This is a genomic window from bacterium (assembly GCA_040755755.1).
Taxonomy (GTDB): domain Bacteria; phylum SZUA-182; class SZUA-182; order DTGQ01; family DTGQ01; genus DTGQ01.
The window spans coordinates 62,741-87,066 of record JBFLZW010000069.1 but is presented as its reverse complement, the minus strand read 5'-3'; the positions used below and the strand labels follow the sequence as shown (position 1 = coordinate 87,066).

The 24,326-nt window shown below is 49.7% G+C and carries 24 protein-coding genes and 1 pseudogene; 13 read left to right on the top strand and 12 right to left on the bottom strand.

Translation table 11 applies throughout. The annotated features are described in order from the left end of the window. Nucleotides 1–153 precede the first annotated feature (153 nt). From AB1611_19470 to AB1611_19445, 6 genes are all read right to left on the bottom strand, one after another. Nucleotides 154–1,467 (bottom strand): amidohydrolase, encoded by a 1,314-nt coding sequence (locus tag AB1611_19470; GenBank protein MEW6381763.1) that lies wholly within the window; start codon nucleotides 1,465–1,467, stop codon nucleotides 154–156. Nucleotides 1,468–1,588: 121 nt separating this feature from the next. Further along, the gene (locus AB1611_19465) at nucleotides 1,589–2,935 is read right to left on the bottom strand and encodes an amidohydrolase (protein MEW6381762.1); all 1,347 of its coding nucleotides are present in this window, start codon (nucleotides 2,933–2,935) and stop codon (nucleotides 1,589–1,591) included. Nucleotides 2,936–3,135: 200 nt separating this feature from the next. Continuing rightward, nucleotides 3,136–3,975, bottom strand: a complete 840-nt coding sequence (locus AB1611_19460) for a purine-nucleoside phosphorylase (GenBank protein MEW6381761.1) — start codon at nucleotides 3,973–3,975, stop codon at nucleotides 3,136–3,138. 4 nt (nucleotides 3,976–3,979) lie between these two features. After that, nucleotides 3,980–5,059 (bottom strand): thiamine-phosphate kinase, encoded by a 1,080-nt coding sequence (thiL, locus tag AB1611_19455; protein MEW6381760.1) that lies wholly within the window; start codon nucleotides 5,057–5,059, stop codon nucleotides 3,980–3,982. Between the two features lie 729 nt (nucleotides 5,060–5,788). Next, nucleotides 5,789–5,953, bottom strand: coding sequence for a hypothetical protein (locus AB1611_19450; protein MEW6381759.1), 165 nt, complete (start codon nucleotides 5,951–5,953; stop codon nucleotides 5,789–5,791). 475 nt (nucleotides 5,954–6,428) lie between these two features. Further along, on the bottom strand, nucleotides 6,429–6,629 hold the full coding sequence (locus tag AB1611_19445; GenBank protein MEW6381758.1) for a hypothetical protein: 201 nt from the start codon (nucleotides 6,627–6,629) through the stop codon (nucleotides 6,429–6,431). A 289-nt stretch (nucleotides 6,630–6,918) separates the two neighbouring features. Here AB1611_19445 and AB1611_19440 point away from each other — a divergent pair, with 289 nt between their 5' ends. The 10 genes from AB1611_19440 (at nucleotide 6,919) to AB1611_19395 (ending at nucleotide 15,078) form a co-directional block, all read left to right on the top strand. Further along, nucleotides 6,919–7,542 (top strand): hypothetical protein, encoded by a 624-nt coding sequence (locus AB1611_19440; GenBank protein MEW6381757.1) that lies wholly within the window; start codon nucleotides 6,919–6,921, stop codon nucleotides 7,540–7,542. Between the two features lie 17 nt (nucleotides 7,543–7,559). After that, the gene (locus AB1611_19435) at nucleotides 7,560–7,979 is read left to right on the top strand and encodes a hypothetical protein (GenBank protein MEW6381756.1); all 420 of its coding nucleotides are present in this window, start codon (nucleotides 7,560–7,562) and stop codon (nucleotides 7,977–7,979) included. 171 nt (nucleotides 7,980–8,150) lie between these two features. Continuing rightward, on the top strand, nucleotides 8,151–8,357 hold the full coding sequence (locus tag AB1611_19430; protein MEW6381755.1) for a hypothetical protein: 207 nt from the start codon (nucleotides 8,151–8,153) through the stop codon (nucleotides 8,355–8,357). A gap of 80 nt (nucleotides 8,358–8,437) precedes the next feature. Further along, complete coding sequence (locus tag AB1611_19425) at nucleotides 8,438–8,962, top strand: hypothetical protein (protein MEW6381754.1); 525 nt, start codon at nucleotides 8,438–8,440, stop codon at nucleotides 8,960–8,962. Nucleotides 8,963–9,102: 140 nt separating this feature from the next. Next, nucleotides 9,103–9,654, top strand: a complete 552-nt coding sequence (locus AB1611_19420) for a hypothetical protein (GenBank protein ID MEW6381753.1) — start codon at nucleotides 9,103–9,105, stop codon at nucleotides 9,652–9,654. Nucleotides 9,655–9,669: 15 nt separating this feature from the next. Then, a complete protein-coding gene (locus AB1611_19415) occupies nucleotides 9,670–10,239 on the top strand; it encodes a hypothetical protein (GenBank protein MEW6381752.1) in 570 nt (189 codons plus the stop codon). A gap of 138 nt (nucleotides 10,240–10,377) precedes the next feature. Beyond that, the gene (locus AB1611_19410) at nucleotides 10,378–10,929 is read left to right on the top strand and encodes a hypothetical protein (protein ID MEW6381751.1); all 552 of its coding nucleotides are present in this window, start codon (nucleotides 10,378–10,380) and stop codon (nucleotides 10,927–10,929) included. 32 nt (nucleotides 10,930–10,961) lie between these two features. Further along, the gene (locus AB1611_19405) at nucleotides 10,962–11,549 is read left to right on the top strand and encodes a hypothetical protein (GenBank protein ID MEW6381750.1); all 588 of its coding nucleotides are present in this window, start codon (nucleotides 10,962–10,964) and stop codon (nucleotides 11,547–11,549) included. A gap of 216 nt (nucleotides 11,550–11,765) precedes the next feature. Then, on the top strand, nucleotides 11,766–12,290 hold the full coding sequence (locus tag AB1611_19400; protein MEW6381749.1) for a hypothetical protein: 525 nt from the start codon (nucleotides 11,766–11,768) through the stop codon (nucleotides 12,288–12,290). 25 nt (nucleotides 12,291–12,315) lie between these two features. Continuing rightward, entirely contained in the window at nucleotides 12,316–15,078 is a 2,763-nt protein-coding gene (locus AB1611_19395; GenBank protein MEW6381748.1) for a tetratricopeptide repeat protein, read from the top strand. 6 nt (nucleotides 15,079–15,084) lie between these two features. Here AB1611_19395 and AB1611_19390 read toward each other — a convergent pair whose 3' ends face one another. Continuing rightward, nucleotides 15,085–16,206, bottom strand: coding sequence for a site-2 protease family protein (locus AB1611_19390; protein MEW6381747.1), 1,122 nt, complete (start codon nucleotides 16,204–16,206; stop codon nucleotides 15,085–15,087). A 117-nt stretch (nucleotides 16,207–16,323) separates the two neighbouring features. On the opposite strand from AB1611_19390, the gene AB1611_19385 reads away from it, so the two are divergent. Next, the gene (locus AB1611_19385; protein MEW6381746.1) at nucleotides 16,324–17,019 is read left to right on the top strand and encodes a CPBP family intramembrane glutamic endopeptidase; all 696 of its coding nucleotides are present in this window, start codon (nucleotides 16,324–16,326) and stop codon (nucleotides 17,017–17,019) included. Between the two features lie 48 nt (nucleotides 17,020–17,067). On the opposite strand, the pseudogene AB1611_19380 reads toward AB1611_19385, so the two are convergent. The 3 genes and pseudogenes from AB1611_19380 to AB1611_19370 all read right to left on the bottom strand — a co-directional run bounded on the left by AB1611_19380 (nucleotide 17,068) and on the right by AB1611_19370 (nucleotide 19,022). After that, nucleotides 17,068–17,468, bottom strand: a pseudogene (locus AB1611_19380) (HEPN domain-containing protein). After that, nucleotides 17,465–17,851, bottom strand: coding sequence for a nucleotidyltransferase domain-containing protein (locus AB1611_19375; GenBank protein ID MEW6381745.1), 387 nt, complete (start codon nucleotides 17,849–17,851; stop codon nucleotides 17,465–17,467). Before AB1611_19375 ends, AB1611_19380 begins: the two are co-directional and overlap by 4 nt. Nucleotides 17,852–17,945: 94 nt before the next feature. Further along, nucleotides 17,946–19,022, bottom strand: coding sequence for an Rpn family recombination-promoting nuclease/putative transposase (locus tag AB1611_19370; GenBank protein MEW6381744.1), 1,077 nt, complete (start codon nucleotides 19,020–19,022; stop codon nucleotides 17,946–17,948). Between the two features lie 1,208 nt (nucleotides 19,023–20,230). On the opposite strand from AB1611_19370, the gene AB1611_19365 reads away from it, so the two are divergent. Together AB1611_19365 and AB1611_19360 are read left to right on the top strand one after the other, a co-directional pair. Next, nucleotides 20,231–21,553: a hypothetical protein gene (locus AB1611_19365; protein ID MEW6381743.1), complete on the top strand. Its 1,323-nt coding sequence runs from the start codon at nucleotides 20,231–20,233 to the stop codon at nucleotides 21,551–21,553. 436 nt (nucleotides 21,554–21,989) lie between these two features. Further along, complete coding sequence (locus tag AB1611_19360; protein MEW6381742.1) at nucleotides 21,990–23,201, top strand: HEAT repeat domain-containing protein; 1,212 nt, start codon at nucleotides 21,990–21,992, stop codon at nucleotides 23,199–23,201. 230 nt (nucleotides 23,202–23,431) lie between these two features. On the opposite strand, the gene AB1611_19355 is transcribed toward AB1611_19360, so the two are convergent. Both AB1611_19355 and AB1611_19350 read right to left on the bottom strand, forming a co-directional pair. Next, nucleotides 23,432–23,881: a PIN domain-containing protein gene (locus AB1611_19355; GenBank protein ID MEW6381741.1), complete on the bottom strand. Its 450-nt coding sequence runs from the start codon at nucleotides 23,879–23,881 to the stop codon at nucleotides 23,432–23,434. After that, complete coding sequence (locus AB1611_19350; GenBank protein MEW6381740.1) at nucleotides 23,862–24,107, bottom strand: AbrB/MazE/SpoVT family DNA-binding domain-containing protein; 246 nt, start codon at nucleotides 24,105–24,107, stop codon at nucleotides 23,862–23,864. Before AB1611_19350 ends, AB1611_19355 begins: the two co-directional genes overlap by 20 nt. Nucleotides 24,108–24,326 lie beyond the last annotated feature (219 nt).

Here is a 24,326-nt window from a genome sequence, read left to right as displayed (position 1 = left end):
TCCTCTTGTTGATTACTGAATAAAGTTATAATAAATTTAAATATTTATCAGGACAGACGTTTGATCACTATTCCTCCTTACGATTTTTAATTACTTTTAATTATATCCAACGTGATATCAAACCGTCAAATATGCATCTTGATTACTTTAATTTTATCGAACTTTGGTAATCTCCCCGGACAGATCGACAATGCGCTCCAGGAGCTGATCTTCATCCAGGTGCAGGAATTTTCGATTTCTCATGAGCAGGGTTCCATTGACTATCACGCTGTTGACATCGGCACCGTTGAAGGTATACACCAGGTGAGAATACAGGTTATACAGGGGCAGAAGGTGAGGTTTTTGAAGGTCGAGGGTGATTATATCCGCCTTCTTGCCAGGTTCGAGTGAGCCGATCTCACGGGGCAGGCCCAATACTGCGGCCCCTTCCGCAGTGGCCATGCGAACAACCTGCCTGGCGTTGAGGACAGTGGGATCCTGAGCGAAGACCTTGTGGAGCTTGGCTGCGCTATCCATCTCCTGAAAAAGATCGAGGTCATTATTGCTGGCGCAGCCATCGGTGCCGAGTCCAACCGTTATTCCCCTCTGGAGAAGAGCAGGAACCGGCGATATGCCACTGGCCAGCTTCATGTTACTTTCCGGCACATGGACTGCCTTTACCTTGAATTTGTGGAGCAGGTCGATCTCGTGCGGATCAAGCCATACGCAATGAACGGCCATGAGCGTCTCATCCAGGACGCCAAGATCGGCCAGATGCCGGACCGGCCGTTTTCCGTACCGCTGCATGATTTCCCGGACTTCCTGCTGCGTTTCCGCAAGGTGAATGCCAAGGGGAACATGATGCTTCTCAGCCACCTTTTTAACTTCCCGGATGGTTTGGGGACCGCAGGTATAGGTTGAATGACAAAAGAGCGCCGGTCTGATCCGGTCCGACCCTTTCCACCGGCAGATAAACTCTTCAGCCAGACGCAAACCTTCCTGGGGATCGGGAGCATCGGGAGAAGGAAAATCGATGATTCCCTGGGCCATGACACCCCGAAGGCCAGCGTCATGGACAGCACGGGCGGCCTCTTCTTCAAAGAAATATCCATCACACAGGGTGGTGGTGCCGGATCTGATCATTTCACAACAGGCCAGAAGGGTTCCCAGATAAACATGCTCCGGACTCATGAACCGGTTTTCAGCCGGGAAGATGTGATTTTCCAGCCAGTCCATCAGGGCAAGGTCATCGGCCAGACCACGGAAGAGTGTCATGGCCGCATGGGCATGAGCATTGACGAGACCCGGCATGAGCAATTGGTCCCTGGCATCCAGGGTTGTGGAGCTTTGGTATTTTTCCGGTAAATTCTGTCCGATCTCCAGGATGGTGTCTCCCCTGATGGCAATATCTCCCGGATCAAGAATTGTATCCCCCTCATCCAGGGTCAGCACCTTCCCTCCGCAAATCAATAAATCAGCATTCTGCATCGCATCTCCTCAGGGAAAATACAAAGACAAAAAAAAGACAAAAGAAACCACACAGACACAGAGGCACAGAGGCACAGAGAAAAACACCTGGTGGAAACCTCAATGTCCGGTTCTCGATAACTCATTGTTTCAAAAACCCAAGTACCCGCTCTTTCAACTCCCCGGCCTGGTGCAGGATCCTTTCAAGGTCGGCTTTGACGGGTGAGCGGTCTTTGACCACCAGTTCGCCGTTGATCCAGACGCTGTCAACATCAGCCCCCCGCGCGGCATAGACCAGGTGAGAATGGATATTGTACAATGGCAAAAGGTGCGGCTGGTTGAGATTAAGGGCGATAAGGTCCGCCTTCTTTCCCGGCTCCAGGCTGCCGATCTCATGCTCCAGGCCGACGGCGCGGGCTCCCCCGATGGTGGCCATTTCCAGCACTGCCTGCGCTCTCATGACGGTCGGGTCCCCGGTAGATACCTTGTGGAGCTTGGCAGCCGTATCCATTTCCTGAAAAAGGTCCAGGTTGTTGTTGCTGGCGCATCCATCGGTGCCAAGTCCCACGATGATTCCCTGCTCGAGCAGGCGGGGAACAGGGGCGATGCCTGAAGCCAGCTTCATGTTGCTTTCGGGCATATGGGCCACCCTGACCTTGCGCTCTTTGAAGAGTTCGATATCCTGCTCCTCCAGCCAGACGCAATGATCAGCCAGGAGCTGATGGTCCAGCACTCCCAGGGCCGCAAGATGCTGCACGGGATTCTTCCCGTACCGCTCCTGGATTATCTGCGCTTCCTGCCTGGTTTCAGCCAGGTGAATAATCAGGGAGACATCATATTTTTCAGCTATCTCTTTACATTTTTTCAACAGCTCAGGCGAGCAGGTGTAGGGAGAATGAGGCTCCACGGCAGGATAAATGAGCGGATCGCCCTGCCATTGCTGAATCAGCTCTTCGGTATATTGAAAACCCGCTTCCGGCGGGCCATAATTAGGCGAGGGAAAATCGTAGAGGACCTCACCCACGATAGCGCGCATGTTCATGTCCCGTGCAGCCTGGGCTGCGGATTTTTCAAAAAGATACATATCGCAGAAAGTTGTGATTCCCGAAAGCATCATCTCCAGGCAGGCAAGCTGTGTGCCTGCGTAGACCAGGCTGTCCGACAGTTTTTGCTCAGCGGGGAAAATATACCCTTGCAGCCAGTCCATCAGGGGGATGTCATCCGCCAGCCCCCGGAAGAGGGTCATGGCCGCATGGGTGTGGGCATTGATAAGACCCGGCATAATCAAATGGTGGGGGAGATGATAGACTTTTTTGGCCCGGTATTTCTGCTCAAGCTCCTCAGCGCGGCCTGCGTCGAGGATCCTGTCAGCCTTAATGGCCACGCCGCCATATTCGAGCGGGTTTGACCGGGGGGCCATAGACAGGAGCCATCGGCCCAGGATAAGTGAATCGGCCTGCTGGCGGTCTGACGTTTCAATCGGTGTCATGCTGCTTCTCCTTTTTCTCTTTCACTGCTCGCCTCTGGTATTGGGGAGGGGTGAAAAGCCCCACCCGACATTTGTTTACTCCCACTCCTCTGCTTTACTCTGTGTACCTCAGTGCCTCTGTGTCTCTGTGGTGTCCTTTGCCTTTGTCTTTGTTTTTATTGTAATATAAGCAATTGAGAATCATTATTAAGGCCAGATGCTTAAACCTCAATCCGGGCTACGATCTTCTCGATAAGGTATCTCAGGGTAACTTCAGTCCTGGCTGCCACGGCAACAACTTCCTCATAGCTGATCGCCTGAAACGCATCGGGCAGATTGACATTGCTGATGATTGAAAAGGCGAGTATCCGCAAGCCCGCATGAATGCCGACAATGACTTCAGGTACCGTAGACATTCCTACCGCATCGGCACCGGTTGCCCGAAGAAACCGGGTTTCGGCAGGGGTTTCGAGATTCGGCCCGTGAACGGCGACATAGACACCCTTATGGAGAGGTATTCTTTCCTCAAGGGCAATCTGCCCGGCAAGGCTGATGAGTTGTGGATCATAGGCATCTTTCATATCGGGAAACCGGAGCCCCAGCCAATCGGGATTCGGGCCGATCAAGGGACTGGTTCCCATAAGATTGATATGGTCCACGATGACCATAAGGTCCCCGGCCTTGAACAGGGGGTTGAGCCCGCCGGCAGCGTTGCAGGCGATCATGGTCCGCACACCAAGCTGCTTCATGACCCTGACCGGGAAAGCAACCTGGTGTCCGGTATACCCTTCGTAATAATGGAACCTCTTGGGAAGGATAAGAACAGGCTTTTGGGCAAGTCTGCCAAGGAACAGCCGCTCCCGTTCACTCTCCTCCTGCCCTGCTGAGCAGGGAAAGCCCGGAATCCGGGCATAGGGGACAGCCACGGCCTCCTCCAGCCTGTCGAGCAATGCCCCCATACCGGTGCCCAGAATAATGCCGATCGCAGGAACAATGCCGGTTTGCTCCTGAATGAAATGCGAAGCCTGCTGAAGCTCCTTTTCCAATCCTGAATCTTCCATATGATTATTCTTCTCCTTGTCGTTCTTTTTTGAAGTGATCAAATCCCGCTTCCGGAACAGGGGTGAGTTGTCCCTGGGCATCGATCAGGTGAATGCCCCTGGTTTTTTCGGTAATCTCACCGATGATACTGACCGGTGTGCCGGTTTCCCGCTCAATTATTCTTTTGGCCTCATAAGCCTTATCAGGCGAAGCGGTAAAGAGCAGTTCATAATCCTCCCCGCCGCAGAGAGCATAGGTGAGGGGATCCTGGCCGAGCATCCGGGCAACGTCAGCCGCAGCTTCTGACACGGGAATGCGGTCAGGCCAAAGGATAGCCCCTACCTCCCCCTGGCAACACAGATGCCGCAAGTCTCCAGCCACCCCGTCACTGACATCGATCATGGCGGTGGCCAGATGATGCTGACTGATGATCCTGGACTCAGCAAGGCGGATAACGGGAACCCGGTGCCTGCGGACCGCCTGCTGATACCGGGTGTCTTCGGGGTTAAGCCCGGCCCCCTGAGCACGGGGATGCCTGCTTATAGTCAAGAGGTCGAGCCCGGCAGCCGAATCGCCGATCTGTCCGGTCAGGAGGATCATATCCCCCTCCCGCGCTCCCGTGCGGGTGATCATCTGGGCAGGCCAGACTTCCCCGATCAGGGTGACGTTAATCACCAGACCACGGCTCTTGATCCGGGGAAAACTGGCGTTCGTATCTCCTCCCAGAATCAGGAGAGAATGCTTTTGGGCTGCCTCGATGAGGCCCTGCCACAGCTCATCAAACTCTTCCAGGGTATGGCATGGGGGAAGGGCCAGAGAGATAAAGGCAAACCTCGGCTCTCCGCCCATGGCCGCAATATCGCTGATATTCACGAGCATGGCCTTTTGGCCGATCTCACGGAGGGAGGAAAAGGCCCGGCTGAAGTGAATATCCTCGACCAGCATATCGGTCGTGACCAGAGAATATTTTCCTCCCGATCCCTCAAGCACTGCGCAGTCATCTCCGATGCCGAGAATAACCTGCTTCTCATCAGTAACCGGAGCAAGCAGAGCCTGAACACGCTCGATTAACCGGAATTCTCCCGGCATTTTAGTTGAGGCCATCTGATCACTCCCATCCCCTGCACTTGTCAGTATTCCATCGGGTCATGAAAAATTCCCTCAAAAACAAGATTAATCAGCTTATGATATTATATGTTTTCGTTATTTTCAAGGTAAAATCCGAATTGATAAAATGAGAAAATCGATCCGGGAAATTCTATTTTCGTCCATTTTTGCTACGCCAGTCTTAAAAATAGACTCTATTTTTGCTATTATCCGGCCATTCAGGTGTTGTACTCTCCAATCCTGTCAATCCTTTCCCAATGAGGGCATTCATGAAAAATTTCAGATAAATATCCAGGCAGGGGGCTTGAGATCAACACTCAAATGCCGCTCTCTTGCCGGGCATGGTATGAAGGTTGCAATAGCGGAGTGAGGAGTTTCTTAAGCCCCCTGGATGTTATGCCAATTAACATCCAGGGGGGCAGGTTATTTACCAGAGAAACTCTAACCTGCTGTCAGGCGGGGATTACACTCTTAAAACCCCCAGCTCAGGATGCCCCGCCTCTTAAAAGAAAAACATGAAAAATCCCCAGCATTGATCAAAATTATATAATATAAAAATATAATATATTTACCAAATGGGAGGAGACATTATATGTGCCATACTCAAAAGATTTGTCTTATCCTCATGTTGTCCGTTATTATCTCAGGATTTGCCTTTCAGGAGGGCGGGTGTCAATATCCTGTACCCTATCCTGCATTCATGCCCTGGGTACAGGCTCCGCCATCTCAATTCTTTCCAGCACCAATCTTGCCGACACCGTTTTCAAGATCGCCCCAGGCTACCATTATCATCTCCCCCGGGCTTACCGCCGTAAGCCCGACAGCAGGAGTGGTAGTCATTGGAGCGCCAACAGTGGTTACTCCGACATCGGCAGCAACTATTGTTTCCACAACACCAACAACTACTACCGCAGCACCTGCGCCCTTGTTTAGTATTCTTGCTATCATTTACGCCAGTTCACTCTACGCCCCGACTCCTCTTTCTGTGGCTAATCCTCTGCTTTTCGCCTACTTGTCATCATTGTTTATATAGGCTCAGCTTTTATAGGGCCGTACAGCCTGGAAAATCACTCCCCAAGAGAGGGGAAGGGGGTAATTCCTGTCTTGGGGGGGTATTTTTTCAGTTCCTTTGCAGCGTGTATTTATAGATAAGTTTCAGGTTAAAACAGCTTGTTTGGTAAGGAGAAAATTAAGGAATGAAAAGATGGACCGCGGCACTCGCCACAGTGGTTATCATTTTATTAGCATCTTTCGATTTCACAACAGCTCAGATGACCGTATTTTCCGGGGGGATTGGACCGCAAACGGCTTATTCCTCTATACCCCACCTATTCCCTCCATCTGCACCGTTTGTTTCATCCGCTTTCTATACACCGGCGTCTTTCTTGCCTTTGCCCTCACTTCCGCCTTCCCTGCGCCCATCTCCCTTGGCACCGCTTCCTGTTCCCCTGAGTATTCCCCGGCCCATGCTGAGAAATGCTGCGGCCACGATCACCATCATTTTCAATCCTGCGATATCAGTAGTAAATGTCAGTGCCGTTCCTATTACCGCAATTGCACCGACCACCACGGTTCCAACGACAACTCTTCCAACAACGACCGTTCCGGCAATAGCGCCTACTGCACTTGCTTTGCTTCCAGCACTGCTTGCAGCTCCAGCAGCAACTGGTCCTCCCTATTCATACAATCCAACTGCTACGCCCACAGTTAAAAGACTTACCACTACTGGGATTCTACCCGGGATTTCTGCACTTTTACCGTTACTCCCAATCATTTAAGTGTACAGAGCACAGAGGGGTAACTTTTAAATTTTTGCAGCTTATGTTGAGTTAGTATTGTATTGAGGAGAAACAGCAATGAAAAGGTGGACCATTTTACTTCCAATATTAAGTGTTGTATTATTCACCTCCAGTTCCGGCATAGCTCAGATGACCGTATTTTCCGGGGGGATTGGACCGCAAACGGCTTATTCCTCTATACCCCAACTATTCCCTCCAGTTGCACCGTTTGTTTCATCCGCTTTCTATACGCCTGCGCCTTTCTTGCCCTTGCCCTCACTTCCGCCTTCCCTGCACCCATCTCCCTTGGCACCGCTTCCTGTTCCCCTGAGTATTCCCCGGCCTATGGTAAGAAATGCCGCGGCCACTATAACTATCATTTTCAACCCTGCATTATCAGTAGTAAACGTCAGTGCCGTTCCTATTACCGCAATTGCACCGACCACCACGGTTCCAACGACAACACTTCCAACAACGACCGTTCCGACAATAGCGCCTACCGCTGCTCTGCTCCTGCCAGCACTTCTGGCCTCTACAGTTCCAGCCGGTCCACCGTATAACCAGACTCAAACTCTCGTCACTCCTGCTGCACCGATCGCCGCTCCTGCCGCCGCTGCCGCCAACAAGGTTACCCCTGCTGCCACGACGTTGACTACAACCACTGCTCTTCCGAGTCTGACAGCATTATTGCCGTTTATTTGACCTTGAGGTACACAGCGATGAACCGCGGAAAGAAAAGAATCCTGGTATTTGTGGTGATTTTTATTTCTCTACTGGCTCTTGATCCTGCGGCCTTTGCACGGTGTACTCATTTCCTGCCGGATGAATTTCTGGATATCTTAATTAGTTCACAAAAAGAAGATACCCTTGTCGAAGCACAGGGAATCATTCCTGTCAGGAGAATTGACTGTCAAGGTCAGTTACTAATAATAGTATTCTGTTCGGGCAGATACTTTCATGTCCTGGAGCAGGTATTGCCAGTCTGGGGCATTATAAAAACTGTACGGAAGGGTGTTGGCGACCTGGAGCCATACGCTCACGGTGCTGCTATTGGTAATACCCCGTGTCCTTTAGCATTATTATCCGGAAGCTCAAACCGGACATCCCCCATCTCTCTTGCCCCTGTTCTGAGAATTTAAGATCAACCTGAGCATCAGATGCAAACCCGCTTGGTATTTTTCTCCTGAAAAACTCTCATCACGGCTTAAATCAGCATTCGTTGTCAGCCGAAAGGCATCTTGAGTAAGAGCGGCTGATGAACGTATTTGTTGATGGGCCGATGTCAAAGGAAGGAGGTGAGACGATGTAAGATGTTGAAAATTTATGTTCAATATTCTCTCTTAACCATTTTGCCCGATGTGATTGCTCATGATGATTCCTCGGACAGGAGGAAATCCCCCTTGCCCGGATATCTTGACAGATACCGTAAGGACCCGACCAAAAGGCATCATCAGAGCATCCAGGAAGGGGGTGAGACAGCAACTTTCAGTAAGATTAATTATACCTGTTCCTTATGATAATGACAACTTTTAACCAACCATTAATTGGAAGGATCTGAGTGATGAGGAAAAGATCATTAATTCCTTTATATATTTTCATGGTTGCTCTTGTCGGAAGCCTGCTTTGTGCCGGCTCGGCGCAGGCACAGGCGACCTGGGCGGCACTTCCGCCGTATAACGTCCTGTGGCCGCTATGGTCTCCCCCCCTGTCTCCTGTTGATCCGGCTACCGGCCTGGCTACGCCGATAATCACGGAGTTCAGCAAAAACACCGTACTTCCCGTGCAGCCGGTCATAGTATGGGATCCGGTTTTAAACGTCAAAGGGCCGGTATGGTTCGCCTATAATGTTCCTCCTGCTTTTGGTGGAGGGATAACCTTCTTTGAAGATATATATGGCTTCAAGCCCTGGCCGCCTCCATATTTGACCGATCCGGCGAGCGGTGCTCCGCTTCCCATTACTTTGCCGATCGGTTATTCGACTCTGCTGCCTACTGCCTTGAAACACGATGCACCGGTCATCGATTTGGCCAACTTGACCTATGCTTTTCTCTACGGGCTGACTCCAGCGCAATTCTCATCATTGTTAACACCGGCGCAGTTGTGGGGAATACCATACATTTAATCATGGAGAGAGTATCTTACCCCTGGAAGTATGAAGGATTGACAAGGGCTGGAGGAGGTTTTTCACTCCAGCCTCTTCATCCTCATGAATTAAAGTGATTTCACAATGTAGCGATCAAGAAATTGACGATGAGGTGACGTATGTGTAAAGGAAAGAAGTCGTTAATTTTTGCCTTTGTTATGGTAATTGCCATCAGCATTATTCTTCCCGCCGTAGTCCAGGCCCAGTGGGCTGCACTGCCGCCATACAATGTCCTGTGGCCTCTCTGGTCTCCGGCTTTATCACCGGTTAATCCGGCAACTGGAGCAGCCACTCCCCTGGTAACCAGCCTCACCAGGAACACTATCCTTCCCGTGCAGCCTGCTCTGGCCTGGGATCCGCTTCAGCCAGCCGGAACGGGAAAACCATGGGCCCTCTATAACACTCCGCCACTCTTTGGCGGCGGGTTGTTGTTCTATGATCTCTATTATGGTTTGAACCCCTGGCCGCCGAGCTATATGGTAGATGCAGCCACCGGGGCTCCGAAGCCAATAACCCTGCCGCTCAGCTGGTCAGTTCTGCTGCCGACCCCCTTGAAAGGCTTTGAATACTTCATTCCTCTGGCTAACGCTCTCTACTCTTATCAGTATGGAGTGCCGATAACCAGTCTGCTGACGAGCGCTGATATCTGGGGAGTGGCGCCACTGATATAGAGAGGAGGAGAGGTTATGCATAAGAAAGCAAGATATTTTACTGTTATCCTGGTATCTTTTTTGACCCTGGCGGGTACGCTCGCCATCCCTGCGGTCCAGGCTCAAAACTGGCAGGCTCTGCCACCGTATAATGTCCTGTGGCCTCTCTGGTCACCCACCCTGTCACCGAAAAGCCCGGTTACCGGCCTGCCCACGCCGATAATTCCAGAGCTTTCCCGTAATACCATACTCCCTGTGCAGCCTGTTCTGGCCCTGAATCCTACGCCAACCTATATCGGCTCAATGGGTACCGCGTTCCCCTGGCTCTTTTATAATACGCCGACAGGCGTGGTCTTTTATGATATCGTCTATGGCCTCAATCCCTGGCCTCCGGCCAAACTTCTCGATCCTGTCAGCGGCGCGCCGGTTCCCCTTACCCTGCCGCCTGATTATACCTTTCTCTCACTGCCGTTGCTGAAAGAGACAGCCCTGTCGCTCATAGACACCGCCAATCTGACCTACCTGCTTGGTTATGGCTTTGGCCTGGGAGTAAATCCAGCCTCACTCCTGACCTATTCCGATATCTGGGGGCTTCCCCCGATCTAGGAGAGGAGTTTTAGGGAAGGCATGGTCTTTGGAAAACATTTATGGAATGAAGGAGATGACTCAAGGCCCGGAAAATGGAGCCGGAGAAATTCTCTGCAAGATTTACCATGTTTATCAGGTTTAGAAGGAGATTCACCTATGTTTAAGGAAAGGAAATCCCTGCTCTCTACCTTTATTATCTTTACCTTCACTCTGCTGACCGTAAGCTGCCTGAGTCTGCTGGTTATCACCTCAGCCGGGGCAGCGAACTGGCAGCCAATGCCCACGTATAATGTCCTGTGGCCCCTGTGGTCACCTGCCCTGTCACCGGGAGGTACGCCCCTGGTAACCGATATCACGAGAAACACGATACTTCCGGTACAGCCGGGTCTGGCCTGGGACCCAGCTCAAGCTTTACCCTGGGCTCTCTATAACACGCCGACCGCTCTTGGGGGAGGATTGCTCTATTTCGATCAAATCTACGGGCTCAATACCTGGCCGCCCAAGTATATGCAGGACCCCGCTACCGGTGCTCCGGTTCCCATTACCCTGCCGCTTACCTGGAGTCTCCTGCTGCCAACGTCATTGGCCCACCTGGAGTACTATATCCCGCTGGCCAATGCAACCTATGCCCTGACCTATGGTATTACCGGACCATCTTTCCTCAGCCTGCTGACACCTGCTCAAATCTGGGGCTTGCCACCAATATGATCACCTGATCATATATATGAGGAGGAATTGCCATGTTGAGGGAAAAAAGATATTTCGTGATTGTGTTATTTGCCCTGGCCATGCTGGCAGCACCTATCCCGGCAGCCCAGGCGCAAAACTGGACAGCCATGCCGCCCTATAATGTCCTTTGGCCGCTCTGGTCTCCACTGCTCTCTCCACCGAATGCATCGGGTACTCCGACACCTCTGGTTACGTCATTGAGCCGCAATACGATACTGCCAGTACAGCCTGTCCTGGCCCTGGACCCCACCTGGTGGACACTGGCTGGCCCGGCCAGCGGCTGGCCCATGGGTGAGCAGCCGCCCTGGCTCTTTTATAACAGCCCGACCGGCCTGGTTTATTTTGATGTGTTGTATGGCATAAATCCCTGGCCTCCGGCCAAATACCTCGATCCTGTAACCGGAGCCCCTGTTCCCATCAGTCTATTGGCAGGCTACTCGCTTATTGATCCAACGCCGGCTACACTGCCGACAACGCAGGCCATCTATCTGTTCGATCTGGCTAACCTCTCGTATCTTCTGGCTTACGGCAGTGGACTGGGCGTGAGTCCGTCATCCCTGTTAACCGCTGCCCAGGTGTTTGGGCTGCCGCCAATCTAGCAAAATGGAAGGAGGCATGAAAGAACAGGTAAGTAATTTATTGATACCGTGGCATGTTGAGATGCAGTAAAGAGGGGGGCATGAGGGTGAGTGAGAGAGCAGGGGCAAAAAGGTCAGATTGCTCGGTCCGCTTGCCTGGCCCCCCTTTGTTTTAATTAGGGTAATGTCAAGAGACAGGTATTTCTCCAATAAACTCTCATATAAGGAGATGAGATCATGAAATTGAATTCCTTACTGAAATTTACAGCTAACCGGGCAGTTGCTCATTCTCTTGTTAAATCTCTTGTCAGCTCATTGACTGGCGGGCTCATCATCGGTTTGTTTATCACCTCAGTCGCGGCCCAGGGCCTTTACTTGCCCGGACTTTACGGAAATTACCTGTCCGGCTGGAACAGCCTGCCCTATTACGGCAATTTCAGTCCCTTTTCCGGAGGGATCAATTCTCTGTATGGAGGATATTATGGTTCTCCCTTCTTCTCCACCTCCCTTCCGTATTATTCCACCATGAGTCCTTATAATATGTATTATCCTCTTATGCAGATTTGCGCCCTGTACGATTATCTCAACTATGCTCTCCATTTTTATGAACTGGCCAGTCAGACTCCTTTTCTTTATATGTATGATCAAACAGCCGATTATATCGGGGCGAATCTCTATAACTATGCCAGCAATATCGGGGTGACCCCTCAGGAGTCAATCATCTACTTCATTCAGGAAAATTTCCTCTCCCCGCAAAACTGAGCTCAGGGAAGAGGCGTGGATACCTATGGCTACAACGACCTGCTACGGTAAAGGCAATCTTTTCGGGATAGCCGTCATTCTTTCGGGTCTGCTCTTTTTTCAGGCAGCTCCCTCCGCCGGTGCACTGAAGAGCAGGCAAAAAGAAAATGACTTCAACCTGCTTCTTATCACCATCGATACTTTACGGGCCGATCATCTTGGATGCTATGGCTATCAGCAGATAAAAACCCCCACCCTGGATGCTCTGGCTGCTCAGGGCGTAATGTTCAGGCAGGCCATTACCCCTGCCCCGATCACCCTGCCTGCCCACTCCTCGATCATGACCGGCCTGTACCCCATTCAACATGGTGTTCGCAATAACGGTAACTTCATTCTCGGAAAGGATGCCCGCACCCTGGCTGAAATCATGAAAGAGCATGGCTTCCAGACAGCCGCCTGCATTGGGGCCTTCGTCCTTGACTCAATTTTCGGACTGGATCAGGGCTTTGATTTTTATGAAGACAGGCTTCCGGCACGGGGAAAGCCGACGGAGATTTTATACAACGAGCGAAAAGCTGAAGAAATCACGCGCCTTGGGCTCTCCTGGTTACAGGAACATGGAGGGGAGAAATTCTTTCTCTGGCTCCATTATTTCGATCCCCATGCTCTTTATTCTCCTCCTGCCCCTTTTGCGCACAGCTATCAGAAATGTCCCTATGACGGGGAAATCGCTTATACCGATCAATGCCTTGGTGATTTACTCAAGGAAATGGAGAAGATGGGGCTGACCGATCGGACAATTATCATCCTTACGGCAGATCATGGAGAAAGCCTGGGTGAACATGGGGAGGCCACCCATGCCATTTTCATTTATGAATCCACGACCAGGGTTCCCTTGATCATCAAGGGGCCGGGCGGTCTTTTGCCCGGGGGGAAATCCATCCAGGCAATGGTGAGTACCGTGGATATCCTGCCCACCGTTCTTGAGCTCTATGGTTTCGGCACAATTCCTGAACTGGCAGGAAAGAGCCTGCTTCCCCTGATTCGGAACCAGGCCGCTGAGGTTCATAAGGAAATCCTCCTGGAAAGCCTCAGTCCGGAACTTAACTTTGGCTGGAGCAGGCTTGAAGGAATACGAAGACCGGATTGGAAATATATTCAGGCACCCCGGCCAGAGCTTTACCGTCTGACTGAAGATTCCGGCGAAATGAAGAACCTGGCTGCACAGGATAGCAGGCTTTCCGCCCAGGGGAAAAGCGACCTTGAAAGGCTGAAAAAATCCCTTGCCCGCGCGGGTGAACCGGTCCGGCAAGTTGAAATGAAAGGGGATATAAAGGCCCGGCTGCGCAGCCTCGGCTATGTATGGACCAGACCCAAGACCGGCACAGAAACGCAAGGGCGGGATCCCAAGGAGATGATTTATCTCATCGATTATCTCGATCAGGGGATATCGTATCTTTACGCTCACCTCTATGATCAGGCCATACTCTGCTTTCAGAAAATCATTCAGGTCAACCCTGACAATACTGCCGCCCACGTCAATCTGGGGCGGGCTTATCAGGAAAAAAAGCTTTTCGACCAGGCGGAAGCTTCGTTTAAAACAGCCCTGAGCCTTAATCCTGACGATATCGACGCCCTTAATCAACTGGGGCTGATACATTATCAGCGGGGCAGTTACGATCTTGCCCTGGATGAATTCAGGCACGCTCTTGTCTGGGCTGAATATCCTGAGATCTACCATAATCTGAGCATTGCCTGTGACAAACTGGGCAAAAAAGATGAGGCCATGACCGCCATCGAGCAGGCCCTGCGGATCGACCCGAACTATGCCGAAGCCCATACCCAGGCGGGAAATCTTTTTCTCAGTCAGGCGAACCTGGACAAGGCCGCAGCCCATTTTGAGACTGCCATCAGGATCGATTCCCAAAATACTTCCGCATACCATAACCTGGGGCTTATTTACGGCAGCCAGGGAAAACCTGATCTGGCCATACAGTACTGCCGGCAGGCCATTTCCCTCGATCCCAATAACCCTGAAGCCCACAATAACCTGGGAAGCATCTATCTGAATCAGGGCCGCTTTGCGGAGGCCCTGGAGGAACTGAAAAAAGCGGTTGCCCTTCGTCCGGCTTACCAGAACGCAATAATCAATCTGGGTATGACCTATTTTGCCCTGAAAGACTATACACTGGCCGAGCAGGAGTATCGCCGGGCTATCGGGCTGGATAAAGATTGTGCTGAAGGCTACAACCAGCTTGGACTTTTATACCTTGAGAAGGGAGACTTTCCTGCCGCCCTGTCTTCATATCAGGAACTGCTCAGCCGCCAGCCGGAGAACCCTCTGGCCTATTATTCCCTCGGAAAGGCCCAGCAGGGCCTCGGCCAGACCGACCAGGCCATACGGTCCTGGGAAAAGGCGCTGTCCCTCAAATCGGATCTGCCGGGAGCGCACCTCAACCTGGGAAATGCTTACTTTGAAAAGGATCTTATCGATAAAGCCCTGGACGAGTGGAAGACAGCTTTGGCAGGAAAAGGGATCGATCTTTCCACGCACCTTATTAATGTCGGCCTGGCCTTTTCCCAGGCAGGACAGGACAGGAAGGCCATAATTGCCTGGCAAAGAGCCCAGGCCCTTGACCCTGAAAATCCTCTTCCTCATTATTACCTTGGGGCGGTTTATTTTCGCCGGAAAAACTACCGCGCAGCATATGACGAAATACGGGAAAGTCTTCGCCTCCAGCCGGATAACCAGGAAGCCCGATCTTTCCTCGGGCAAATCGAGGCAATGGAAGGGCAGGAGTCGCAGTAAGGTGATCTATTTCCGGCCTGCCCCGCAGATCATCTGGTATTTGCCGATCTGTTCAAGGTTGATGAATCCGGCCAGGGTATGTTCATGCATTACGGGAGCGAAGCTCGCTTTTGCCTCACTGAGCTGCGAATATGCCTCATCGAGGGGTTCGGTATCCGGGATGGTGATAAAATCGGTGCTCATGATATCTCCGATACGGGCATCCGGCGAGAGATCCCTCATGGCTTTTACAAAACGATCCCTGGACAAAAGGCCGATAAGCTCACCATCCCGCATGACGGGAAAATCCATCTGCAGGCTATGACAGGCAATATTCATGGCATCCTGCAAACTATCATCCGGAGAGAGCCGGTTAAAGCTGGTGATTATGGCCTGTCCTACCGGCGTCCTCCTGAGCGATCTGCGTAAAATCGTCTCATGCTCCTCGCCCTCTGCTCCCAGGTAAATAAAAATACCGATCAGGGCCAGCCAAAAGTTATAGAACAACCCGTAAAAGAAAAAAAGAATGGCGAACATCTGGCCTATGCTGACCGCAATGTGAGTAGCCTGAAGGTATTCTATTCGCATGGCCAGAATAGACCGCAACACTCTTCCCCCATCCATCGGAAAGGCGGGCAGAAGGTTGAAAATCCCCAGAATCAGGTTAATCCAGAAAAGGCTGACCAGGACATGCCCATCAAGGAGTGAAGTCTGCGGAAGAGCCGTATTCTGCCCAAGCAGGCGGGCCAGGATATAGAAGCCCAGGGCAAGGGTCAAACTGATAAGCGGGCCGATAGCGGCGATGAACAGCTCGCTCTTTGGCTCATCCGGGATTTTTTCCATCTGGGATATCCCGCCGATGGGCAAAAGGATTATATCCCTCACCCTGATCCCCCGATGCTGGGCTACAACGCTGTGCCCCAGCTCGTGAAGGACCACGCAGCCAAAAAGCAGCAGAACCAGCACAACCCCCTGTGCTCCTCCCTGAATCCCCCCCCGCTTCCCTGAGGACAGAGCCACAAACAGCAGCAGGAGCCAAAATGTAATATGGATTTTCAAAGGAATGCCGAAAAACCTGCCCACCTGGACAGACCACTTTACTCTCGTTTCTCTTCCATTCCCGTAAGATGCCTTTTCTCTTTTGTCCATAAAAAGCAATTTCTCCTTTTACCCGACTTATTGTATAATCGGCACCTGATGGTTGAACACTCTACTGATTCAGGTCGTATTGGCTGCCAGAGGAGCCAGAGGAGAAGGTATTTTCAGGTGGGCGAAGAATTGCACAAGGATTCAAAGAGAAGCAAGCTCCGCGAGTTGATGCTGTTTTTAGCTATCTCCACCGCTTCTCTGGCCTTTCCAGCCGGACTATTTTGCCCGGAGGAAACCTGCCCGTTTTTCATTACCGCCCTGGTCACTATCCTGCGGAATGTCGGTTTATCGGCTCTGGTCTTTGGGCTGCTCAGATTACGGAAAGAGCCCTTTTGCCGGATCGGATGGACCAGACAGGATATGAGAAAGCATATCCTCTGGGGAGTGGCGATCTTTCCCCTCTTTTACTTTACCGTAGGAGTGATATTGGATTTTTTCACCTGGCTGGGTCTCAGTCATATCGAGGAAGTTCCCGTATCGCTCAGTCCCACGGGCATCTGGGAAATAATCCTTGGCGGCATCCTGGTCCTGGTAGTTGCCTTTGCCGAGGAAATAATCTTTCGGGGGTATTTACTGAGCCGGATCAAAGAGATTACGGACGATACCTGGATCAGCGTTCTTCTCTCGGTTTTTCTTTTTGCCCTTGGGCATGCCTATGAGGGGGCAGCAGGCATGCTGACCGTAGGATACATCGGCCTGGTATTTTCTCTGCTGTTTTTATGGAAGAAGAGCCTGACCATGGTCATTGTTCTTCACTTTCTCACTAACTTCATCCCTCTTGTCGTTGCTCCGATCCTGGGAATATGGTGGTAGGTAAAGGGCAAGGAGTCAGGAGTCAGGAGTCAGGAGATGAAAAATGGATCAATGCTTTTGGACCAATAAGCTCATTGCGTCTATAAACCCTTGAGCCCGTTGAAGCCAGTCTTCCACCACTTTCTTTTCAAAATAGATAAGCTCTATGATAATCGCCTCTTTGCCGTGCTTCGAAAAGTTCATCGTACAATTGCCCGTGTTCACGGCTTACCATCCCGGGTTTGACAAGGTGTTGATGAAAAGCGGCTCTTACACCAGAGTGTTTTTTAAACTGAAGCCTCTCTTGAAGTAAAACTGCACTTACAGCATAAAAACAAAGCATAGTAGATACGATTTACCGCGAAAGAAAGACGGCCGGCTTTCATTTCATCCTGAGCTGCACTAAGAGATTCCTTCGCTTTTTCAAGCCAATAGCGGATAACCTCTCCTAGTCTTTCTTGCTCATTCATAAAGGAACCCCTTCTTCCTCGATAAAGGTATGAATAGGAAGCACAGAAACAGCTCCCTTCTCCCACTCTTCCTCCGAAACGATAAGTACACTGATATTACTTCCGTAAGTAAGATTTACTTCAAAAACTTCATGAACGATTCGCCGCCTTATTTCATCATTCACCGGGCAGGGAAGCGTTATCAGCAGGTCTAAATCTGATTCTTCATCGGCCAGACCACTTACCTTGGAACCCAAAAGAACAAATCTGGTCCAGGGCCAATCTATCCTCACGGAGGAAATAAGATCATCCAGTGCCAACCTTTCAGCCAGGGCAAGTCTATTGGATAACTCCACTGAATAGAGAGGCGATTTTTGCTGAGAAGATTGTGCTCGTAGACTCATTCGGGCTCCCTCCTTATACAAAATGGGAATCAAGGAAAGGCATTTTTTATGCTGCCCTTGGCAGATCCGTCCTTACTTTTCGAATGATGCATATTCAACTCATGGGGATCAATTTTTCCCATTCAGTCACTGAGGCAGCCGTAATCGCCTTTCGATGCAGATCTGCGAGTATGTGCCGATCGGCAATACCAGCCACCTTCTCTTTGACCGATGCAGGGATAGAACCAAAGCGGGTTTCCAGAACGTCCATAATGGCTTCCCGTAATCCCTGTTCAACTCCCTGCTGTAATCCCTGTTCAACTCCCTGCTGTAATCCTTGTTCAACTCCCTGCTGTAGTCCTTGCTGTAATCCCTGTTGAATTAAATGTTCGGCTAAGGTCATGACAATCCCCTCCTTGTCTTTATCTTTGGGCAGATTCTCTTCGATAATTTCCTTGAGCTCATCCACACTCACCCTATCCTTATCGGTAGCATTGAAGAGGTAATGAAGGATAATGAGCAGCCGATCCATCAACTGAGGCCAGGATTGAGAGGTATCCTTGAGAAAAGGAGGAAGGATCGTGTGCAGATGGTTCAGCAGATCAGGATGATGGATATACTTGAGCAGAAGAAGAAAAACCTGCAGGAAAGCCATTCCCCTGACCCGATCTTTACCATAAGGCGAAAAATCGTACACCAGGTAGGAAAAATCAGGGATAAAGACTCTGAGCTCCTCCCTGGAATTGAGGATTATATCAAAGAATCGGGTGCTTACCCTCCACCTGGTTCGGCCATGATAGAGGACCATCGGAATGACCGGCGGCAGCTTCCTGACTTTTTTGTTTTGCTTGAGGTAGAGCTCCCAGATTTTCACCTGATAGCGCAAGAGATGGAAGGCTATCCAATGCTGTGGCGTACTCTTGTGCTCAAGGAGCAGATAGAGATAACCCGGCTGCTCTACCTGATCACCAGATAATTTGAGACAATAGAGCAGGTCTGAGAAATACTCCCGCAATTCCTGCTCGATGAAGCTGTCCTTGCAGATATCCAAGCTGTCAAGGTCTATCAGAGCCCGAATCCGGTCAGGCAGATAGTTAGAGAAAAAATCCCTGGCGTTTTCCTTCCGGCTCAGAACTTCTTTGACAAAAGCATCGTGTGGATGGTTCAAAAACTCGCTATTCTCTTTGTTCATACACTTTCTTCTCGTTATTCGCTGATACTTTCATGATAGATGATCCATCGGGGAATTGTCAAAGGAAAAGTATTGAAACATGGGGACAATCCCAGTGTTTCCCATGAATGAGAACTATCGGTGATTGGCCTTGCCCCCTCCAAAAATCATAAGCAGTCTCCCGATAAGTCATTACCTGTGTTCGATAAATTGCCAGTTCTTACATATTTAGGCATATTAATTAACATCCCGGTAGTACCTAAAGCAGGACCATTCCGATATAGGATTACAAAAAATATATGTAACATTATTTCGTTATAAAAATTAATATTATTAATAATCACAGAATAATGTAGTAGTTTTCTCCCAATTGATCGATATAGGATAGTAAACAAGAATTTCGATAGCGTGCAAAAAGGGTACAAAATGAGTCGATTTTTATTCAACTACTGCTATGTTCCATCTCTTTTTTTATTTTATTTATTAGCTGGCTGGTTTCGTAACCCCGGTGCGACACTGCAATACGCTGCTGGAGATGCTGCACAATCGAAATTACTTGTACCAGCAAATTATAACTTGGGGCTGGATAAAGCCCACTCAGCCATAAACATGCATCCATTGAGTCTTCACCTATTGGTAGAGCAACAAAATTGGTAGAGCAACAAAAGAAGTTCAAGGCCTTGAGCTCGGATAGCTGTAAGTACCGGGCAAAGCTGGCAGGGTGATAAATCAGAAGCAGTGAATCGGAAGTTCACAAAAAGAAATTCAATCAGGGGCAGGACATTTGAGGGCTGCCTGAAAAAAGGGTAGTCGAAATTCGGTTAGATGCAGGCGGTGGTATCTGGCAGGGGTATTTGGCAAGAGTATTTGGCAAAGGGAAAAAGATGTCGCGTGCTCCTGAAGATGTCAGATGAAGAGATAAATTAATCCTCAAGGCAGATCACCAGGAAAATGAATAAAGGAAAGGGATAAATCTGCCAGTGCAGTCAGTCAGCCATAATAAGAACCCCCTACCAAACAGGCGGGAAAAAGGAGGTGAGTGGATGGACTTGATAAACTGAGCGAGTGGAATGCGGAATAAACGAACATGGAGGAGGAAAAGTCAGGTAATGCAGGTGTGCAGTGCAGTGCAGGTCAGGTGAAGTGAGATGAAGTAGTTTTCTCGTGAGGAATGGAAGCAGGTAAACCGACAACTGGAAAGTGCAAGGAAAGCAAGGAGGCGTATAACAATGGAAAGGTATTTGAAAAAACTTACGTTGGTTGTATGTATGACAGTAGCTTTGGCAGCAATGTTGGGGCTTCAGGCGAAGGTGGCGTGGTCACAATCCACCGGCGGGTTAGGATGTGTTATTCCCGGTACTTCAACTCAAATAAATTATCCTTATCCAAATCCAACACAAACGGCTGAAGTGCTTTTGGTACAGGATAAACTTCCCTATGAATATTCTGCAGCTTGTACTCCACTTGATACCGACCTTGGTGCTGTTGAGAATGTATTGGCAATGCTCGGCAAAACATACTCTCGAATAACTTCCGCAACATTTAGGACATTGCTGAGTACAGATATGTTGAGGTATAGAATTCTCATTATACCAGGGGATCAGCCCGCAACCTATTATAGTAATATTTCCGCTAATATTACACAGATGCAGGCAGCTATCAACCAGGGGCTTTACGCTATCATCCATTTAGCCGATGGAGGACCCAACAGTGGAGGCGGAGTTTTAGGCGTAATAGATGGTTATCAAATTGCGCCTACAACAACGGGGGGATTTAACGCTGGTTTTATATCTCGTTTTACTGGACCAGGTTCGACGGGGCTCAATAACATTCAGATAGCTTCTGGTGCTTCCTCCCACTGCATAGTAACGGGAACGACTAATGCAAGCTATTTCGGCTGGAATTATTCTGCTCATGGATATTTTAATTCATCACAGCTACCAGCCGGTACTACGCCTATATTGGTCGATCCACTAAGCGGCAATCCCACTATGATTATTTATTCTATTGGGAGTGGAGCTGTTTTGGCATCTACCATGACTTCGGAATGGGCATATGGTTCTGCCCTTCCAGCTGGCAGTACGCCTTATCAAAGGCTGTTAACCAGGGAGATCTCTTGTGTACAGTCAGTAACACCTCCACCGCCAGCCACTCTTGAAGCGATTGAAGCTAAATTAGATGCTTTGACAATAACAATAGGTGATATCGTTACTAAGCTCAATACTGTGGTCAGTCAGACAACCGGTCTTTCCGGCGTTCCCGGTACCTTGACTGCCATCAAAGCACAGACGGACAATATTGACGATGTTCAAAGCTGCTGCACCACGGTAAGTGGCAAGGTGGATGCCGTCAAGGCTCAGACGGACAATATTGATGATGTCAAGACCCAGACGGATAAAATTCCCGACATCCAGACCAAGACGACCGACATTCAGACCAAGGTGAAGGATCTCCCAGACGCAGTCCAAGATATCGAGACTAAATTAGACAGGAAGAGAATTTTTAGTGGTGGGCAGTATACTCCGTCCCCTATTTTACCTTGGCGGCAGTAATAAGGAGCTTATTAGTCAGGTGAATTAAAATTTTTGAGGGTTAAGCAGAGGAATCGGGAAGGAAGTCCCGACCCTGCTTAACCCTTGATTATTTTTTTATCTGCTGGTTTATCTATTCACTAATAGAGGACAAGAGTAACCCTGAAGAATAACGCGGCGCGGGTATATGAGAGCCTTCCAGGTCTTTTTCAGGGAAGTTTCAGGTAATCCAAAATTCATGAGCATCTTCACAATAAAACAGGCTGAATCAGCAGCCTGATGGAATAGGCGAAGAATCACAGACATCTGCTTGCTGACTTTAATACAGCCTGGATAATCTCTCCGGCAAGCACATCAACTCTTCATAATCCAATTTGTAACCTCAACAAAGCGAGCATCACCGGGAAAATATATCCCTAAAAGGCATAACCACAAAGATGAGAAGGGGAAAAATATTATGAATAAAAAAAGAACCACCTTGATGAGCATTGGCACAATCTTATTCATCAGCATAATAGTAAACGGTTGTACTCTAAGCAGCCGCGCCACCAAACCGGACAAGCCCGAAACCGCTAAAATCAACCTGACTGCCAATCCTGAGAAGGTCCAGGCGACTAAACCCGAAACAGATGTTCCCCATTTCCCCTCTCTCAATGAGGAGGGTGAAAATAACCCTCACCCCCACCCAGCCTCCCCCCTCAAGGGGGAGGAGTGTAAGGAAGGCTCCCTCCTCAAGGGGGAAGAGAATAGTGAAGGCTCTCCTCTCAAGGAGAGTAGTGGAGGCTCTCCCCTCGATACTGAAGGCTCCCATACAAGATTGGGAACGTCTGAACCTGGCTCAATCGAAGGAGATATTCAAACCTGGATTCAACAACTCAGCAGCGGGAACAAAGCGGCCAGAGATCAGGCCAGAGACTCTCTGATTCAAGCGGGAAGTGCGGCTATTCCGGCTTTGGCCAGGATTCTGGAAACCACCACTGATTTTACTCCCTGCTGGGAAGCGGTAAACATCATGGGGTATATCGCGGATGCCAAGGCTGCTCCCTATTTGGTGGAGCAATCATTAAAAGCCACCAATAGTCACGTTCGATGGCGCTCTATCTGGGCTCTTGCCAGTATGCCGGAAGAGGATATCCTGCCTCCCCTGCTCAAGGCTCTTGAAGATCCCGATGAACGAATCAAGTGGAATGCGGCGGTGGCCCTGAGCAACTTTGACCGGAAAGAAGCTGTACCTATCCTCAAGGAAGGCTTAAAAAACAGCTCATCCTGGACACAATGGGAAGCGATCAATGCCCTGGGCCGGGTTTATGATCAGGAAACCGTTCCTGCGTTATTGGCGCTGTTAGACTGTTCCACCTGCACCCCCCAAAGTAACCAGCAGGAAGCTATCTTATCCCTGGGTCAGATGAATGATCTCCGTGCAATCCCCGCTTTAGTCAAGGCATTAGAGGATAGCAGATCCGGCATCCGGCTGCGGGCAGCATTGGCTTTGGGAAATATCAATGATGCTGCCGCCATTCCGGCTTTAGAAAAGTGCCTGAAGAAAGAACAGGATGAGATGGTCATAAGCTCAGTCAAAGAAGCAATTGAGAGACTCAAGGCCAACCAGCCAGCCAATCAATCCGGTCAGGAAGAAATTTCTCTGCAAAAAACAGAAGAGCCGGAATAGACAACAACCCCTGAACCATCGTAACTGATCAGTCTTTGTCATTCCGAGTGACTGAAAGGAGCGAAGGGAATATCCTTCGCTTTGCTCGGAACAAGTTTTAAGGTTTGGTAGGTAGTTACGAAAAATCATCTCCGCTGACAATATAAGGGGGCGGTGACGGAAGGGGCCGCCCCTCTTCCGCTATCCTCTTACCAGCCAGATTCTTTCACAGGAACCAGGGAGTTTGTCAATCATCCCGCATCAAGCTCTGGTTCCCGGCTTTCCCCTTGTTTGAAGGGCAAACTGAGCATTTTTACGGCTGGCTCGACCTGCAAAAACTCCGGGTCTTTATGAACAAGAATAGCGCCATGCAGCCTGGCGGTTGCAATGATCCAGCTATCGGCTACTGAAAGGGCATAAGATGCTTTTATCTCTGCTGCCGACTGAAGTATCTCTTCGGTAAGGTTGATCCGTTCCATAGGCAAGGTGAACAGGTAAGTGTAAATCTCCCTGCCTCGCTCCCGGCCACGGCTTTTCCAAACCCGATAATAACATTCCATATATGACATGAACGAAACAATCACGCTTTTGTGTTTATCATTGAGGATCCGTTCGACCTCATCAGCACCAGGCTCATCATTCCACAAGGTTAAAAGGGCAGAGGTGTCCAGGGCAAAAATATTACCTGCTGTCTCTACCATCTTCTTCCTCCCGCTCCTTTTGCCTTTCAAGGACAAGTTGAGAGGTTGAATAATGGCCTTTGCCGCGTCCCCTGAATGAAGCTACCGGATCTTCCGGTACAGGAACAACGGTGATGAGTCCGTCTTCGGCAATCCACTCCAGTTGTGAATTTGGCCGGATATTGAATTCCTTGCGAATAGGCGCAGGGATGGAAACCTGTGCTTTGGAAGATACCTTTGTCCGCATGGTATATTCTCCTTTTGCTAAACAATATATAAAATTACCTAGTAAAGAAAGATAATACATTACAATCTGTCTGTCAAGAGGGGTAAAGCTGTTTTGCCCCTGAACTTTGGACTTTGGCGTATTATCGGTGGAGATGGATGGTATTAAAAAAATTTGATAACTCGCACCTTAAAGATATATACTATAAAATAGTAATACTATCAGGCAATGCCGGACCCT